Annotated in this window: 15 protein-coding genes and 4 tRNA genes; 5 read left to right on the top strand and 14 right to left on the bottom strand. The window is 40.4% G+C overall.

The annotated features are described in order from the left end of the window. Positions 1–25: 25 nt before the first annotated feature. From AC2CZC_RS16150 to AC2CZC_RS16085, 14 genes are all read right to left on the bottom strand, one after another. Complete coding sequence (locus tag AC2CZC_RS16150; RefSeq protein WP_484582574.1) at positions 26–1,393, bottom strand: DUF1329 domain-containing protein; 1,368 nt, start codon at positions 1,391–1,393, stop codon at positions 26–28. A gap of 11 nt (positions 1,394–1,404) precedes the next feature. Then, on the bottom strand, positions 1,405–3,522 hold the full coding sequence (locus AC2CZC_RS16145; protein ID WP_284019487.1) for a DUF1302 domain-containing protein: 2,118 nt from the start codon (positions 3,520–3,522) through the stop codon (positions 1,405–1,407). A 237-nt stretch (positions 3,523–3,759) separates the two neighbouring features. Next, a complete protein-coding gene (locus tag AC2CZC_RS16140) occupies positions 3,760–3,981 on the bottom strand; it encodes a DUF2835 family protein (protein WP_063360855.1) in 222 nt (73 codons plus the stop codon). A 3-nt stretch (positions 3,982–3,984) separates the two neighbouring features. Then, on the bottom strand, positions 3,985–6,570 hold the full coding sequence (gene pepN, locus AC2CZC_RS16135; RefSeq protein ID WP_484582573.1) for an aminopeptidase N: 2,586 nt from the start codon (positions 6,568–6,570) through the stop codon (positions 3,985–3,987). Between the two features lie 242 nt (positions 6,571–6,812). Continuing rightward, the gene (nhaC, locus tag AC2CZC_RS16130) at positions 6,813–8,261 is read right to left on the bottom strand and encodes a Na+/H+ antiporter NhaC (protein WP_063360857.1); all 1,449 of its coding nucleotides are present in this window, start codon (positions 8,259–8,261) and stop codon (positions 6,813–6,815) included. A 244-nt stretch (positions 8,262–8,505) separates the two neighbouring features. Further along, complete coding sequence (prc, locus tag AC2CZC_RS16125; RefSeq protein ID WP_484582572.1) at positions 8,506–10,536, bottom strand: carboxy terminal-processing peptidase; 2,031 nt, start codon at positions 10,534–10,536, stop codon at positions 8,506–8,508. Between the two features lie 10 nt (positions 10,537–10,546). Continuing rightward, positions 10,547–11,197 (bottom strand): RNA chaperone ProQ, encoded by a 651-nt coding sequence (gene proQ / locus AC2CZC_RS16120; protein WP_484582571.1) that lies wholly within the window; start codon positions 11,195–11,197, stop codon positions 10,547–10,549. A gap of 12 nt (positions 11,198–11,209) precedes the next feature. Continuing rightward, positions 11,210–11,488, bottom strand: a complete 279-nt coding sequence (locus AC2CZC_RS16115; protein ID WP_063360860.1) for a hypothetical protein — start codon at positions 11,486–11,488, stop codon at positions 11,210–11,212. A gap of 1 nt (position 11,489) precedes the next feature. Continuing rightward, complete coding sequence (locus AC2CZC_RS16110) at positions 11,490–11,948, bottom strand: GAF domain-containing protein (RefSeq protein ID WP_484582570.1); 459 nt, start codon at positions 11,946–11,948, stop codon at positions 11,490–11,492. Positions 11,949–12,084: 136 nt separating this feature from the next. Beyond that, positions 12,085–12,447: a hypothetical protein gene (locus AC2CZC_RS16105; RefSeq protein WP_484582569.1), complete on the bottom strand. Its 363-nt coding sequence runs from the start codon at positions 12,445–12,447 to the stop codon at positions 12,085–12,087. 147 nt (positions 12,448–12,594) lie between these two features. After that, positions 12,595–12,685: transfer RNA gene (locus AC2CZC_RS16100), tRNA-Ser, on the bottom strand. A 43-nt stretch (positions 12,686–12,728) separates the two neighbouring features. After that, positions 12,729–12,819, bottom strand: a tRNA-Ser gene (locus tag AC2CZC_RS16095). A gap of 52 nt (positions 12,820–12,871) precedes the next feature. Beyond that, positions 12,872–12,962: transfer RNA gene (locus AC2CZC_RS16090), tRNA-Ser, on the bottom strand. A gap of 35 nt (positions 12,963–12,997) precedes the next feature. Continuing rightward, a tRNA-Ser gene (locus AC2CZC_RS16085) sits at positions 12,998–13,088 on the bottom strand. A 262-nt stretch (positions 13,089–13,350) separates the two neighbouring features. Between AC2CZC_RS16085 and AC2CZC_RS16080 the strand changes: the two genes are divergently transcribed. The 5 genes from AC2CZC_RS16080 to AC2CZC_RS16060 are packed head-to-tail and all read left to right on the top strand — an operon-like array spanning position 13,351 to position 15,384. Next, complete coding sequence (locus AC2CZC_RS16080; RefSeq protein ID WP_063363920.1) at positions 13,351–14,022, top strand: Bax inhibitor-1/YccA family protein; 672 nt, start codon at positions 13,351–13,353, stop codon at positions 14,020–14,022. A gap of 54 nt (positions 14,023–14,076) precedes the next feature. Continuing rightward, on the top strand, positions 14,077–14,430 hold the full coding sequence (tusD, locus tag AC2CZC_RS16075; protein WP_063363921.1) for a sulfurtransferase complex subunit TusD: 354 nt from the start codon (positions 14,077–14,079) through the stop codon (positions 14,428–14,430). Then, positions 14,427–14,786 (top strand): sulfurtransferase complex subunit TusC, encoded by a 360-nt coding sequence (gene tusC / locus AC2CZC_RS16070; RefSeq protein ID WP_484582568.1) that lies wholly within the window; start codon positions 14,427–14,429, stop codon positions 14,784–14,786. The genes tusD and tusC overlap by 4 nt, the downstream gene beginning before the upstream one ends. Continuing rightward, positions 14,783–15,052 (top strand): DsrH/TusB family sulfur metabolism protein, encoded by a 270-nt coding sequence (locus AC2CZC_RS16065; protein WP_484582567.1) that lies wholly within the window; start codon positions 14,783–14,785, stop codon positions 15,050–15,052. Before tusC ends, AC2CZC_RS16065 begins: the two co-directional genes overlap by 4 nt. Before the next feature lie 2 nt (positions 15,053–15,054). Continuing rightward, entirely contained in the window at positions 15,055–15,384 is a 330-nt protein-coding gene (locus tag AC2CZC_RS16060; RefSeq protein ID WP_484582566.1) for a TusE/DsrC/DsvC family sulfur relay protein, read from the top strand. Positions 15,385–15,392: the final 8 nt, after the last annotated feature.

Genomic DNA, 15,392 nt, shown 5'->3' with positions numbered 1-15,392 from the left:
TTAATTGATCCCGAAAGACGTTATATTAACGTCTTCCCTCTCGACGAAGTGCACTTTGAGTAAACTCATTGTCTTGGAATGACTGTGTAAAGTCATACATTTTCTCTTCGTTGTCTAGGCCGATTGCTAGATAACGACGAGAGTTTAAGTCGTGGTATACGTCTAGTGTACTCCAATGAGTCGGTACGTCGTAATAGTTAATACCGTGTGCCATCGCAACGCGGTACATTTGATCACGGTTGTCGTACAAGTCCGCTACATGAATTTGCCAGCTATCTTCATCGATGAAGAATACACGCTTTTTATAAATGTGACGTGTTCCCTCTTTAAGGTTCGCTTCAACAACCCATACACGGTGCTTTTCATAGCGAACGTGCTCTGGGTTAATATGACCGGCTTTCAAAATATCTTCATACTTCAAAGAGTCGCTATGTAATTTATAGCTGTTGTACGGAATGTACATCTCTTTTTTGCCTTTTAACGTCCAGTTATAACGGTTGGGAGAGCCGTTGAACATGTCAAAGTCATCTGTTGTACGTAAGCTATCAGACGCAGTTCCTGGTGCATCATATGCAACGTTAGGTGCACGACGAACTCGACGCTGACCTGTGTTGTACGTCCATGCTTGTCGTGGTGTTAAAATTTGGTCCATTGTTTCGTGCACAAGTAATGCTGTACCCGCCAATCGCGCAGGCTCAGTTACCTTTTGCTTGAACTTAAATAACACATTAGATTTTTGTAGCTCTTCTGGCGTCGCACTTGGATCTGAATACTTAACCAGTAGCTTCTCATCAAAGCCAATGATGTTATAAGAGCCAGAAGCCGTTGGCATTGCCTGACCACCGTTACGCGCAATAGACAAGCCACGATATCTTAATAAGTGATTCCAAATCGCTTCTAAGCCATTTTCTGGAATTGGGAATGGAATACCAATCGCTGTATTTTTAATCCCGTTACCGCCTTCAATCAGCTCAGCCGTTGATGCATATTTTTTAGTCGCATCGTATACAAACTGAGGATAAGCCGCACTGCGTCGCGTTTGATAGATATTCATCTTAAACGTATCAGGGTACGTTTCAAATAAAGCTATCTGGCCAGGGCTCAAGTTATCTTTATATTTATCAAGATTGCTCTTATCGATAGTAAATAAGATCTTGTCGTCCGCATACGGATCTGGGTGGTGCATACCAGGCTTAAAGTTTGCAGGTGGCTTAGTTATACCACCAGTCCAAGCAGGGATTGAGCCATCAGCATTACCTGCAACTTCAGCGCCGATTGGTGATAAATCTTTACCTAAGCGATCAACCTCTTCAGATGTCATTTTCGCTAAAGCAACTGGTGCAGCCATTATTGTCATTATTGATGCTGCTAGTAGTGTAGGTTTTCTAAACATATCGAAAGCCCTTAAATTGAATACTTAATATTAAATGATACAAAATCGCGATCTGAGAATGTGTTTGTCGCACCACCGCCCCAGAACGTGTTGTACCCTAGATCAAATGACCATGCATTTTGATAGCTAAAGTTAAGGTTCACACCCATCGACTTTCTATCTTCAACAAACAAGAACATTGGATCTGGTGTGGTTCCGTTTACGTCATGTGAAAACACAACTCGTGGTGAGAAGTTTACACCTGAGAATAAATTGTTGTATTCACCTTTGGCGATAAGACGGTAACCCCATGAAGAAGCCGTTGGGAATGGGTTAACTTCAGGGCCATTAGACACTGCTTGGTGGATCAAATCGTAGTTACGACCTTCTATTCCCTCAATTGTGCCGCTTCGACCAGTACCCGCAACATTCAGACGTAATTCATCATAAGAAGGCATGTCTTTAATCGTAACAGCACCTACTTCACCGACAACCGCCCAGCTATCCGCGCCAAGTGATGGACCGAATAAATGCGTTGCTGTGAATTGTAGCTGCATCGTATCTTTCAATACGAAACCTTGTGCCACTTCGCCAGGCTGAACATAAGACACATCATTACCTTGGCTTAATTGAGAGAAGCCTTCAAAATCTTCGCGAATGCCTGCTGCAGCTAACTGCTCAACCATACCAGCATATAAAAGCTCTACATCATCAATTTGAAGCGGCTCATCTTGACGGTAAGCAAATTCACCAGAGAAAGCTGTCTCACCAATTGCCGTGTTAAAGCTCAAGCCATAAAGTTTAATGTCTTCTGGATAAACAATAACCGCTTGCGTGAACGCGTTCAGGTTCGTGATATTGTCTTCAGTGATCTTATTATTCTGAATATAGTTAAGATCCTGCATTATCGCACCGGTAGTAAAGTTGGATGCTTTACCAGAAATAAGCGGTCTGCGGCTGTGATAATTAATATGATAAAGCGCGATTTCAGTATCGTTCAATTCTGGAACGAACATGCCTAAACGAATACCAAATTGGCCACTGTCATCAGCATCTGTTTTACCCGCGTCACCCTTACCTTTTAACGCAACTCTTGTTGGGTAAGCAAGGTACATAGACGATAGCATTTGCAATGCATCAGGGCTGCTCAATACGCTTTGATCTGTGACGTCTAAACCTTGTGCAGCAAGTGCACCAACCCAGTTAGACTGCAAAGAATTTAAAGCTTCAGTTAGATGATGTAAGTCGATATCTGGGTTTGAAGTGAAACCAAGCTGTACATTTTGCGAATAACCATTAGCTGATGCAAAATCATTCGTCGAAAAATAACTACCTGTCGCTGGCAAGCGAGTCTCATGCCACTGATATTGATAAAATGCTTCTAACGTGACATTTTCAGTAATGCCCAATGAAGCCCAAAGCATACCAACAGGAATGAATGCTTCTTTTAACTCAGAGCCCGGCGCTTTTAAACGGTCAATATCAACAGGGTTTACGTTAATACCATGCGATATTAATGTACTTTCACCCCAGTTGATCACTTGCTGACCTAGACGAATAGACAGCGGATTATTGCCATCGTTTAAATCAAAATCAGCCCATACAAATGCATCTAACAATCTAGCGTCAGAACAAACCTGTTCTTTTGTATCATCATCTGCACATGGGTCTACATGTTGGCCAGACACTGGGTTACGGTAAGCAAAATCACCGTCTTCCATCGCAAAGTCATAGAAGTACATAAAGCGAGAGAAGAAACCATAATTATCTTTAGTGATGGCAAATTCGTGTGTGCCTTTTAACTGTTGAGAAAAAGTATCACCAGCGTCAAAGTTTAAGTTGCCTGCATCACCATTGTTAGAGTAAGCACCTTCCTGGCTCCAAACTTGTGAAGAAGAGTACAAGGTATTGCCCGTTGAGGCATTGTACCCACTCCAATTAAACCTAGGGTGGTTACTCTTACCGATAATTCCAAAGTCTCGGTCTTCAACACGAATACTTTGTCCATATGAGAACGTTGAATCGAACGTTATCTCAAAATCACCGACTTGGAAATTAGCGGCTTGCGCATGCATGCCAACCGTTCCGAAAATGGCTGCTCCAAGTCCAAGCATAATCTTGTTCTTAGTAAAGCGCGCTTTTTTTATCATTATTTCTCCCCCTTATGGCGGGTAAATCTAATCAAGTTATTGTTTTTTGTTGTCGTAACGATAGAAGCGAAAATCGAAAATTACAAATTTTACGCGTTCGTTCGGTGCATTTTTAACTTTTTAGCCCGTCTTTTAACCTTGGTAAGACGTCTTACCAGAATAGTTATAACACGTAATTTAAGTTTAAAACAAACCGAATTAACAAAAATACTTTATCCCACAAAGCCTTTTTAGAGCTTATGTCACCTTTTCAAGTGCGATAAATCGGTTGCTACCGTCAAGCTGTAATCTAAAACGCCCATTCACACCAATGCTGGATACAAACCTTCTGATGTGTGCTGCTGGAAAGCGAATCCGCTTCCCACCATCTTCCACAACCTGAATAGATTCAATATCCCCTTCATAATAAGCAAGGCACTGCTCATGGGTCAGCCTTAAATAAAAGTAATATTCTTGCATGTATCAGTTTAATGCTCTATCAATTTTCTCATATAGATCATCACTTAAGTCTGAAATTCCTGCTAAACGCTCAAGTTGTGCTCGCATCTTTTCTTGTCGGCCTTCATCAAAGCGCTTAAAAGATAAAAGTGGAGTAATAATTCTTGATGCATTTTGTGGGTTAAGTTCGTTAAGCTCAGCGATTAAGTTACCTAATAATTCATAGCCTTTACCGTCAGGTCTATGGAATTGTTTTGGATTCATCCTTGCAAAAGTACCAACCAAAGATCTCACTCTATTGGGATTGGACTTATCAAAGCATGAGTGTTCATACAATGATAGGATCACGTCTATGCACTTATCTGACTGACTTGTTGCGTGCAGTGCAAACCATTTATCCATGACAAGTAGATCATGATTCCATTGTGTATCAAACTCTTGCATTAATTCTGTTGACAGTGGATGCTGAGCGTTTAGCGCACTCTTTAACCCACCAAGCTTCGTTGTCATATTCGAAGAGCTGGCCTGCTCTTTTAACCAGTCAGATACATTTACCGTCGTGAGTGACAGATAGTAGAGACTCTTATTACGTAGTGCCCTGATCGCCACATCTTCAGCACTTAACCCACCGCAGTCCTTAACGCTTTGATAGAATTCAACTAACTGAGTTTCTAATAAGTCTGCAATTTGTCGCTCAAGACGTTCAATTGCTTGGCATAAAGCATCAACAGGCACAATATCGTAACCACCTGACAGTGTGTCAAAGTTTGGCACTGAAATGTACTCAGCCAAAATGGCTAAATCATCTGGCTTATTTTCAAATAGGCTTTCTAGCACAGAAGATAACTCACCAAACATAGTTTGATTATTATCTTCAGAGCCGACATAGGCGCGTATTTGCTGAGTAAACAATATTTGCATCGCTTCCCATCTTGCATAATAGCTTGATGCATATTTTGCAATATGACTCAGCTGAGACAAGGAATATTCATACTCAAGTAAACACGGCGCAGAAAAGTCCTCTAATAGAACAGGTGTTGGTACTGAACCGATATCCTCAAACACAAAAGTTTGCTTTTCTTCAGTTAACTCTAGTACTTTACCTTGCTTTAAAGGTGCGCCCTTAAGAGCAATCGCTTTGCCATTTTCATCAAGTAATTCAATCGCTACGGGGATATGTAGAGGCTCGGTCACCGGATCGTTCTTTGCGTGAGTCTGGGTGATGTCTATTTGATATGTTTTTGCTTGTGCGTCATATTTGGTTTTAACATGTAATGTTGGCGTACCAAATTGTTGATACCACAATTTAAACTGACTCAGATCAGTATTTGTTGCATCAGCCATGGCATTCACAAAATCATCGCACGTTACAGCTTGGCCATCGTGACGTTCGAAATATAACTTCATACCTTGCTGGAAGCCTTCCTCAGAAAGCAAGGTATGCATCATGCGGATCACTTCAGCACCTTTATTGTAAACAGTCACCGTATAAAAGTTATTCATCTCTATCACTTTTTCAGGGCGGATAGGATGCGCCATAGGGCCCGCGTCCTCTGCAAACTGATGCGTACGCATCGCATTCACAGCATCAATTCTATTTAATGCTCTAGAGCCTAAGTCACTGCTAAACTCTTGATCTCTAAATACAGTCAATCCTTCTTTTAAACTTAGCTGAAACCAATCACGGCAAGTTACACGGTTACCGGTCCAGTTATGGAAGTATTCATGACCAACAATGGATTCAATAACGTGATAATCTCTATCCGTCGCTGTTTCTTGATTAGCAAGTACACAAGCACTATTAAAAACATTCAGGCCCTTGTTTTCCATTGCGCCCATATTAAAGAAGTCGACTGCTACAATCATGTAGATATCAAGGTCGTATTCTAAATTGAAACGCTCCTCATCCCATTGCATCGACTTCTTCAAAGACGTCATCGCATGAGGGGCTTTTGACAAATTTCCCTTGTCGACGAATAACTGCAGCTTAACCTCACGACCGGTTTTAGTCACAAACTTATCTTCAAGGGTATCAAAATCACCTGCTACCAGCGCAAATAGATAAGATGGCTTCTTAAACGGGTCTTCCCAAATGACGAAGTGCCGCCCGTCTTCTAGCTCTCCCAAATCAACTTGATTACCATTGGAGAGTAAAAACGGAAATGATTTATCCCCTATTACGGTAACTCTATACGTCGCTAATACGTCAGGCCTATCGAAGAAGTAGGTTATTTTCCTAAAGCCTTCAGCTTCACACTGCGTGCAATATGCACCATCAGAAAGATATAACCCTTCAAGTGACGTATTCTGTTCAGGGGCAATCTCAGTCTCTATTTCGAGGGAAAAGGATGCAGGCACAGAGTTGATCTTTATCCCATCAACTAGCTGGGTAAAATCAGAGTGTGGCTGGCCATCAACTTTGAGTGAAATAAGCGTTAAATCAACGCCATCAAGCTGAACATATGATTGCGCACCATTCGCTTGCAATTCATACTTTGCGATTACACGGGTTTTTAACGGTGATAAGTTAAATGTAAGGTCAATATGGTCCACTTGGTGACTTGGTGGCTGATAATCTGCCAATAGTTTAGCTTGCGGTTTTTGTGTCATTAAAATTCCTTCATCGCATAAAATAGCGCAATATGATCAACACCACCTATCCGCCAATCTTTGCTACCTAAATCATGCAAGTGTCTAATATATATACACATGCATCCATTAAGGACACATACATAAGTTAAACGAGATTTTATAATATTAAATGAGGGAAATGTAGCTTGCAAATAAGTTTAGACGGGTTATCTGACTGTTTAGACAATAAAAAAGGCTCCAATATTTGGAGCCTCTCTATTTTAGTCTTGTTCTCTTGGTTTTAGCTTTAATACTTTGACACCAAGATAGCCATAAACGATTGCTAGTAGCGGGTTGATTAAATTAAAGAAAGCGTAAACAGCATAATCTAACGGGTTAATTAATAATACGCTTTGCATATATGCACCACAGGTATTCCATGGTATTAACGGGCTAGTAATCGTTCCTCCATCTTCAAGCGTCCTAGATAAATTAACGCTCTGAAGACCGCGCTTTTTATATTCTTCTTTAAACATTCTACCAGGGACCACTATCGCGATATATTGGTCGGCCGCAACAAGGTTCGTACCAAAACATGTTGCTATAGTTGAAGCAATGAGTGAGCCGGTGCTTTTCGCTATGCGAAGAATACTACGTACAAAGACTTCTAGTAAGCCAGTTTTCTCCATGATGGCACCGAACATCAGGGCAGTCATTATCAACCATGTTGTTGTCAACATGCTAGACATACCTCCACCACTGAGTAAATCATCCATTTTTGCATCGCCAGTTTGCACACTAAACCCATCAAAAAAGGTTGCCCAAATCAGCTTAAACTGCCCAACAAGTTCACCTTGAGACGCATCTATTTGGCTCGCAATCAAATCACCTTGGAAAAGTAATGCCCACACAGCACCTACGACAGCACCAATTGATATCGCTGGAAAAGCCGGCATCTTCTTAATTGCAAGACCAAGTAAAATAACCAGTGGGACTAGCATCAAAATATTGATATTAAAATTGTCTTGTAAAATCGTGCTGATTGCGTCAATTTTACTCGCATCACTTGCAACATCTGCGTTAAAGCCCATTACAATGAAAATAATCAAGGCAATAACAAAACTTGGTACCGTGGTCCATAACATATGCTGAATGTGGTCAAACAAGTCACTGCCCGCCACTGCAGGTGCCAAGTTAGTTGTCTCTGACAACGGGCTGAGTTTATCGCCAAAATAAGCGCCTGATATCACAGCCCCCGCGGTCACAACTGGGTCAAGCCCTAAACCGTTGGCCACGCCTAACAAAGCCACACCAATTGTTGCAGCAGTGGTCCAAGAGCTACCAATACTCATGGCGACAATACCACAGATTAAACAGCTGGCGGCATAGAACCAAGACGGGTTAATGATCTGCAATCCATAATATATCAGTGTCGGGACCGTACCAGATAAAAGCCAAGTCCCGATTAAAGCGCCTACCATGAGCAAGATCAAAATAGCACCCAACGAAATCGTGATACCTTTGATCATCGCTTCTTCAAGCGTTTTCCATGTGAAGCCATTTTTTAAGCCGATTAATGCTGCTGTAAACGTTGCGAACAATAACGCGATTTGGTTTGGTCCAGACGATGAACTGTCTCCATACAGATAAACTGCAGCGCCTAACAAGCTGACCAATACAATGATTGGTATAAAAGCATCCCACGAAGATGCTGTTTTTGGTTGTTTCAAATTTATGTACCCCTCGCACTCATTTTGGTGCGTATTATTATTTGACCGAGTATTTCCACTCTTTTACCAATCCGGTTTGATAATAATTCAACGCGTACTTTTCAGTATCGATTATCAAGACGGATTGATAAACATAGTCTATGTTGTCTTGTTGCGGCTGACGATAATAACAAATTTGCGTTCAGGAGTAACGAAAAAAGGCGCTATTGCGCCTTTTTTCGTAATACCAAACCATTAAATAGGTTTAAATATCGTTCTTTACAATCTTGCCAAAGTTAATCATATCTTGCGTGATTAATGCTGTTTCTTCCAAATACGGGTCTAGCTCCGAAATAACGTCAGGTACATCATCCAAATCTTTGATTGCTTCTAAGCCTAAACGCTTCAAACGTTCATTGGTTCTGGCAAGCGCTCTTTGATCTCTTTCCTCACGCTCTTTCTTTCTTTGCGCTTCGACTAATGAAATTGATACTTCGTTTTCTTTATCTTTATAACGTTTAATGTCGGCGTAAACGTATGAAAACTCAGGTTCTTTCGCTATACGTTTGGTGTGTTTTTCATTTAAATGCGCAATGACCGATGACAAATCATCAATGGTATTGTACTTGGCACGGGCAATACTATCCCACGGCAATGCGTTATCTTCTTGGCTTTCACCCCACTCTTCTGGCTCAATAAAAGACGGTAACAAAATATCTGGGATCACACCTTTATTCTGAGTACTGCCACCATTTATTCTATAAAATTTAGCAATTGTGTAGGTAATACTGCCAAGTGGGTTTTCGAACAAATCGTAAGTTCTTCTCAGCCCCTTATGTTGCTGCACAGTACCTTTACCGAATGTTTGCTCACCGATGACAATTGCGCGGCCATAATCTTGCATTGCAGCTGCAAAAATTTCAGATGCTGAAGCACTATAGCGGTCAACTAACACTGTCATAGGGCCGCTGTAATATGTTTTACCATCTTGATCTTTTTGTACGTCTAGACGATTTTGAGCAGTGTGAATTTGTACGATTGGCCCTTTATCAATGAACAGCCCTGACAGCTTTTTCGCTTCGTAAAGTGAGCCACCGCCATTCTGTCTAAGGTCAATAATAATACCATCAACTTTCTCTGCTTTGAGGGAATTGATTTCTTTAAGTACATCCTCAGAAAGGTTGTTATAGAAACTAGGTATTTCAATTACACCTATCTTACTCGTTAAATCAGAATACTGAGCTTTAAAGACTGATGATTTAGCGGCACGATCTTCTAACCTGATCTTGTCTCTAACTATTTCAACGACTTTCGGGGTACCGTGTGAATCGCTTCCTTTAAGGTATTGTAATCTGACTTTAGTGCCCTTTGGCCCTTTTATCAGATCGACCACGTCATCTAGTCTCCAACCGATAACATCTACAAACTCTTCACCATCTTGGGCTACCCCAATGATTTTATCGTCTGCTTTTATCTGTTCCGTTTTATCAGCAGGCCCACCTGGAACTAAGCTGCGAATAACAGTGTAATCTTCATCGTAACTTAATACTGCACCGATCCCTTCAAGTTCAAGGTCCATATCCATCTTAAATTGCTCAGCTCTGCGAGGAGAAAGGTAAGATGTGTGTGCTTCGATGCTTCTAGCGAATGCATTCATAACAATTTGATATGCATCTTCACTATTGGTTTGAACTAATCGCTTTTGAGCGTTTTTGTAGCGCTTAGTTAAAATCTCTTTAATGCCTTCCCAATCCTTACCCGTTAACTTTAATCGCAAGGCATCAGATTTGACTCTTTGGCGCCAAAACTCATTAAGTTCGGCTTGGTCTTTAGCAAAAACGCCCTCTTCACGGTCAAAGTAAAACGCATCTGGCGTATCAAATTTCATCTCTTTATCTAATAAAGAAATGGCATATTGAAAACGCTCAAAGCGTCTCTGTAAGCTCACATTGAACATTTCAAAAGCAAAGTCTAACTTACCATCAGCTAAGGCTTCATCAAACTTTGCTTTATGTTGTTCAAAACCATCAACATCCGACTGCAAAAAAATAGACTTGTTGTAGTCTAAGGTTTCTACATATCTATCAAAAATTTCTTCTGATAATGTTGAATTGAGTTTAAAACGTTTGTAGTGGTTCTGAGTAAATTTATCTGTCACTCTTTTCGTAGCTGTTGCGTGCTGTAATTCAGGTTTTAGCACAGGTATGTCTTTTTCTGTTACAACGCTATTAGCTGCAAAACACGTGTTTGCAACAAACAATGCAACTGCCCCAATGAGTGGTAAATTTTTACTCATACACTACTCCTTATAGAATAAATAGACTATCAGCCTTTGTCTTAACCTGCATACCAGTTACAAGTTCAACATGTACCTCGTCTTTATTGACTTCAGTAATCGTTGCGTTAACTAGCGCTTGGCCAAGTTTAACTTTTACTTTGTTATTAACCTTGACCTCATTTGCAGGAAGAGGTTCAACTTTTCCAGAGCTTCTGCGCTGCTGTTGTTGAGCTGGTTTCTTATTAACTCTAGGCTTTTTGTTAGCATGGCGTGCTTGGCCAGGCCCTTTTGATTTGTAAGATTTTGTGTCACCGTCATTGCGAGGTCTTTGCGGCTTCTTGCGCTTAGCCATTTTCGCACGGCTTTCTTCTAATGCTTTTTGTGCGTGCTCAACGTGCTCTTGCTCAACTTTCTCAGCTTGACCACCTTCTAAATCGACACGAAACTCATTTTTAGTCACAGCTTCTAAGTAGCGCCAGCTTGACGTGTACTTTCTTAAAGCTTGTCTTACTTGTGTTTTGCTCACTTTATCAGAGCCTTCGATCTTCTCAGCAATATCTTTAAAGATCCCGACCTTAAGTGGCTTGATACCATCCTTTTGTTTAAAACACTGAGGGAATTCTGAGTATAAAAACTCCAGAACCTCATTAATATCTTTTAGCTTGTTTGTGGTTTCCATGTCTAAACCTATTTAAATATCTTCATCAAGTGATGAATTAATATAGTGTGTAACCCAGTCTAAGAGTTCATCCAATTCGGTTTCAATTAAAGCCATGTCACCGCGTAGATGTTCCCAAATACCATTAATAATTTGATCAATTTGCTCACTTCCAAGATCTTCCGGTAATCTTTCCCAAGCGAAGTGGATAAGTTCGTTGAGCGTTTCTGCTACTTGCTCTTCGTCACCTTCCCAATCCCCAACATCAAAATTAGAAAACAAGTAATCTTGTACATTAAGCATATCTTTCATTTTAAAGTGTTTCCTCGAAGCTTTTAACTAACGCCTCTAAGCCCAGTTTATCTTGTTCATCAAACCTTGCCAAACTAGGGCTGTCAATGTCCAGCACAGCAAATATTTTACCCTGCTTATATACAGGTATTACAATTTCAGAGTTAGACGCCGCATCACATGCAATATGACCTGCAAAAGCATGCACATCTTCAACCAGTTGAGTTCTAGCCTCTGACACTGCAGTGCCACAAACGCCTTTACCAACCGGAATACGGATACATGCAGGATTACCTTGGAATGGGCCTAATACGAGTTCATTGTCACCATCCATAAGATAAAAACCTGACCAGTTGATATCTTCCATGTTGGTAAACAGCAAGGCACTTAAATTCGCCATATTAGCAATGTGGTTGTGCTCGCCTTCAATTAACCCTTTTGCCTGTTGATTTAACAGCTCATAAAATTTTTGCTTTTGCATTATTAATACTGAACATTCTTACATATAAACAGTAAAGGTACTCTTTCAAGCCAATAAATGAAACCTTTTCAGAGGAAAAAGTCCCAATTTATCCTCAATCTAACTGCAACTGTTCAATTTACACTCAAAGGAAATGTTATTGCCTTCTGAGACTGCATAAAAAAAGTGCGGATGCAAACGCACTCATAATCGCATTTGCAATGAGTATTGGCCCCGTAGACACTGCAAGCAAGTAAGTAAATGCTGTTCCGCCCAGCAGAGCTGTTGTTGTTAAGGCCGAATACGATAGCTTGTCACGTTTATACAAAAATAAATACGCCGGTAAAACACATAACGCCATGACCATACCCACAATATGTGCATTTGAAATCGCAGTGGTTAGCAGCTGAAAAAAAAGCTGCCCTTCTCCTGTCGAAATATAAAAGTATGCACCTAATACGCAGCCAATGATAAGAGGCGATAACATTGAAACGCCAATTGCAGTTGCGACTTTTTTCATTTCAAATTCCTTACAAGAATATGTCGTTAGTGAAGTCTTCTTTGTAAGTGAAATCCCATCAATAAGACTTTGGTCGCATGCTACTAGATTGAACTAAATATATTTTGAAAGTAAAAAAGCCCAAGCTAACTTAGCTTGGGCTTAATATGGCGGAGAGATAGGGATTTGAACCCTAGATACGCTATTAACGTATGCCGGTTTTCAAGACCGGTGCTTTCAACCACTCAGCCATCTCTCCAAGTTTGTAAAACAACACATCTCAAATGTGATGTTTATTGTAGTGGCGGAGAGATAGGGATTTGAACCCTAGATACGCTATTAACGTATGCCGGTTTTCAAGACCGGTGCTTTCAACCACTCAGCCATCTCTCCGAAATTTTTGATTGAACTGTCTTACTTTATCACTGCAAATCAATCATTATAGTGGCGGAGAGATAGGGATTTGAACCCTAGATACGCTATTAACGTATGCCGGTTTTCAAGACCGGTGCTTTCAACCACTCAGCCATCTCTCCGAAACTTTTATTATGCATAAGCACAATACAAATAGTGGCGGAGAGATAGGGATTTGAACCCTAGATACGCTATTAACGTATGCCGGTTTTCAAGACCGGTGCTTTCAACCACTCAGCCATCTCTCCGCAGCGGGGCGAATAATAGGGAAACCTTTTTAGAATGTGAAGCTTTTTTTTTGCTTTTTTTATCGTTTGGCTAAAATTCAGCTCGTTTGACGACAATTCCAGCTAGCTTGACGAATTTTTTATCAATCTTTTGTTATCTTTGAACTATTTACCTCAAAAAATGGTCTACTATTCGAGAAAGGTTTGCTCAACTATGTAACTCTTGGTAATCTTTGGAAAGTTTAATTATCGGAACATCGTGTTTCTATTAAGGAGCTATAATATGGCGTTCAATCATTCGTACACTACTGAAAAAGCAGTAATGTCAACGACTGAAACAAATAAAGTGCTTAAGAGCACTTACTTTCTTTTAGCAATGACTTTGGCATTCAGTGCCTTAACTGCTGCAATCTCTATGACTATGGCATTACCTAGATTTACAGGTCTTGTCTGTTCTCTTGTTGCTATGGGTCTTATTTTTGTTATCCAAAAGAAGGCAAACTCTTCTTCTGCTATCGGTCTGGTTTTCTTGTTTACAGGTATCCTAGGCTTTGGCTTAGGTCCACTGCTTAACTCATACTTAAACTTACCAAATGGTGGATTACTGATTGCACAAGCACTTGGTTCAACTGCATTGATTTTCTTCGGTTTATCAGCTTATGCGTTGACAACTAAGAAAGACTTCTCTTTCATGGGTGGCTTTTTAACAATTGGTATTTTAGTAACTGTTGGTATTTCTATCGTAAATATCTTCATCGGTAGCCCAATTGTATTCATTGCTATCAACGCTGTGTTTGTATTGCTTATGTCTGCAATGATCTTGTTTGAAACAAGCAGAATCGTAAATGGTGGCGAAACTAACTATGTCCTTGCGACAGTAGGCCTGTTCGTTGCTATCTACAACCTATTCACTTCCCTATTAATGCTATTAGGCGTTATGTCAAGTGATGACTAATCTTATCATTCTGATAAAATAAGCCCCATTAGGGGCTTTTTTTATGGGTTTTCTTTGAGCCAATTCATTATTTCGGTACATTGCGGTCCTTCAGATCATGATACTTTGCAATGTATTGAGCGCTTTGCTCGCGCCACACTCCAACAACAGCACTCGATCAAGTGTATTTTTCTATATCAAGATGCGGTACTCCATGCCACTCAGCATTTTGCGCTTGCAAGCGATGAGCTTCAAGTAAGCACAGTCTGGCAAAACCTTCATGACTTGGGTATACCATTAAAACTCTGTGTTACAGCAGCTGAAAAACGCGGTATCAATATATCCGATACAGGTTTATTTACTGTCGCTGGTTTAGCTGAATTCGCTATGGAAACATGTAAAGCTGATAAGTGGGTGCAATTTAAATGACAAAAAAAGTATTAGTTATCTGTGATGCTTCACCATTTGACAAGCAAATTATCCGCGACAGTTTAGATATGGCTCTGATTTTTGCAGCCATTGATCAAGAGGTAAGCTGGTTATTCAGAGGCTCTTCTGTGCTTGCATTGAAAGAAGGTCAAAAGCCTAACCAACTCGGTATAAAAGACTTTTTGAAACAGCTTAAAACACTCGAGATTTATGATGTGGATAGCATATTTGTGTGCGAGGACGCACTCAATGACTTCTCCATATCAAAAGAGCAATTGGCCATAGACGCAGATGTGTTAAACATAAATCAACAACAAGCGCTGTTAAAAGAGCAAGATCACGTGGTTAAGTTATGAGTTCAATAGTACATATTTTTTCTAAACCGATAAGCTATTATAGCAATGTTGATATGGGTCTAATTAGCCAAACAGATAAAGTGTTGCTTCTGCAAGACGCCTGTTATGACCAATCAAAATTCTTAATTAACAGCCCTGCCCCTATATTTATGCTAGAAACGTGCGCTTTAGCCCGTGGCGTTTTACCTGACAACTCCATCACACTTGTTGATGACTTGAGTTGGATTGACCTTATTGCAAGCAGTGACAAATCTTTAACGTGGTAATTATGTTAGAAGTAAACGATAGAACGATAGAAACAGATAAAGAAGGCTACTTATTAAATCACTTAGACTGGGATGAAAGCCTGGCACCAGTCATTGCATCTGGTGAAAGTATCACATTGACCGATGCACACTGGGAAGTCATTCGATTTGTACGTAGCTTTTATGAAGAATATGGTACTAGCCCAGCGATTAGAATGCTTGTAAAAGCGATTGCTAAAAAGCTAGGTGAAGATAAAGGCAAGAGTATCTACTTATACAAACTATTTCCGAAAGGCCCTGCGAAGCAAGCAACAAAGATTGCAGGTTTGCCCAAGCCCGCTAAATGCATATAAAAAGAGAA

The sequence above is a fragment of the Pseudoalteromonas sp. MMG033 genome, from assembly GCF_057197785.1.
Note: the sequence above shows the minus strand (reverse complement) of the source record. Positions and strands in the feature narration are given on the sequence as shown.

Bases quoted from the DNA above. Each gene is read 5' to 3' on its own strand.
- pepN (WP_484582573.1), bottom strand. From the start codon at position 6,570: ATGACACAAAAACCGCAAGCTAAACTATTGGCAGATTATCAGCCACCA.
- proQ (WP_484582571.1), bottom strand. From the start codon at position 11,197: ATGGAAACCACAAACAAGCTAAAAGATATTAATGAGGTTCTGGAGTTT.
- AC2CZC_RS16060 (WP_484582566.1), top strand. From the start codon at position 15,055: ATGTTAGAAGTAAACGATAGAACGATAGAAACAGATAAAGAAGGCTAC.
- AC2CZC_RS16150 (WP_484582574.1), bottom strand. From the start codon at position 1,393: ATGTTTAGAAAACCTACACTACTAGCAGCATCAATAATGACAATAATG.
- AC2CZC_RS16145 (WP_284019487.1), bottom strand. From the start codon at position 3,522: ATGATAAAAAAAGCGCGCTTTACTAAGAACAAGATTATGCTTGGACTT.
- prc (WP_484582572.1), bottom strand. From the start codon at position 10,536: ATGAGTAAAAATTTACCACTCATTGGGGCAGTTGCATTGTTTGTTGCA.
- AC2CZC_RS16080 (WP_063363920.1), top strand. From the start codon at position 13,351: ATGGCGTTCAATCATTCGTACACTACTGAAAAAGCAGTAATGTCAACG.
- AC2CZC_RS16110 (WP_484582570.1), bottom strand. From the start codon at position 11,948: ATGCAAAAGCAAAAATTTTATGAGCTGTTAAATCAACAGGCAAAAGGG.
- AC2CZC_RS16115 (WP_063360860.1), bottom strand. From the start codon at position 11,488: ATGAAAGATATGCTTAATGTACAAGATTACTTGTTTTCTAATTTTGAT.
- AC2CZC_RS16105 (WP_484582569.1), bottom strand. From the start codon at position 12,447: ATGAAAAAAGTCGCAACTGCAATTGGCGTTTCAATGTTATCGCCTCTT.
- AC2CZC_RS16140 (WP_063360855.1), bottom strand. From the start codon at position 3,981: ATGCAAGAATATTACTTTTATTTAAGGCTGACCCATGAGCAGTGCCTT.
- AC2CZC_RS16065 (WP_484582567.1), top strand. From the start codon at position 14,783: ATGAGTTCAATAGTACATATTTTTTCTAAACCGATAAGCTATTATAGC.
- tusC (WP_484582568.1), top strand. From the start codon at position 14,427: ATGACAAAAAAAGTATTAGTTATCTGTGATGCTTCACCATTTGACAAG.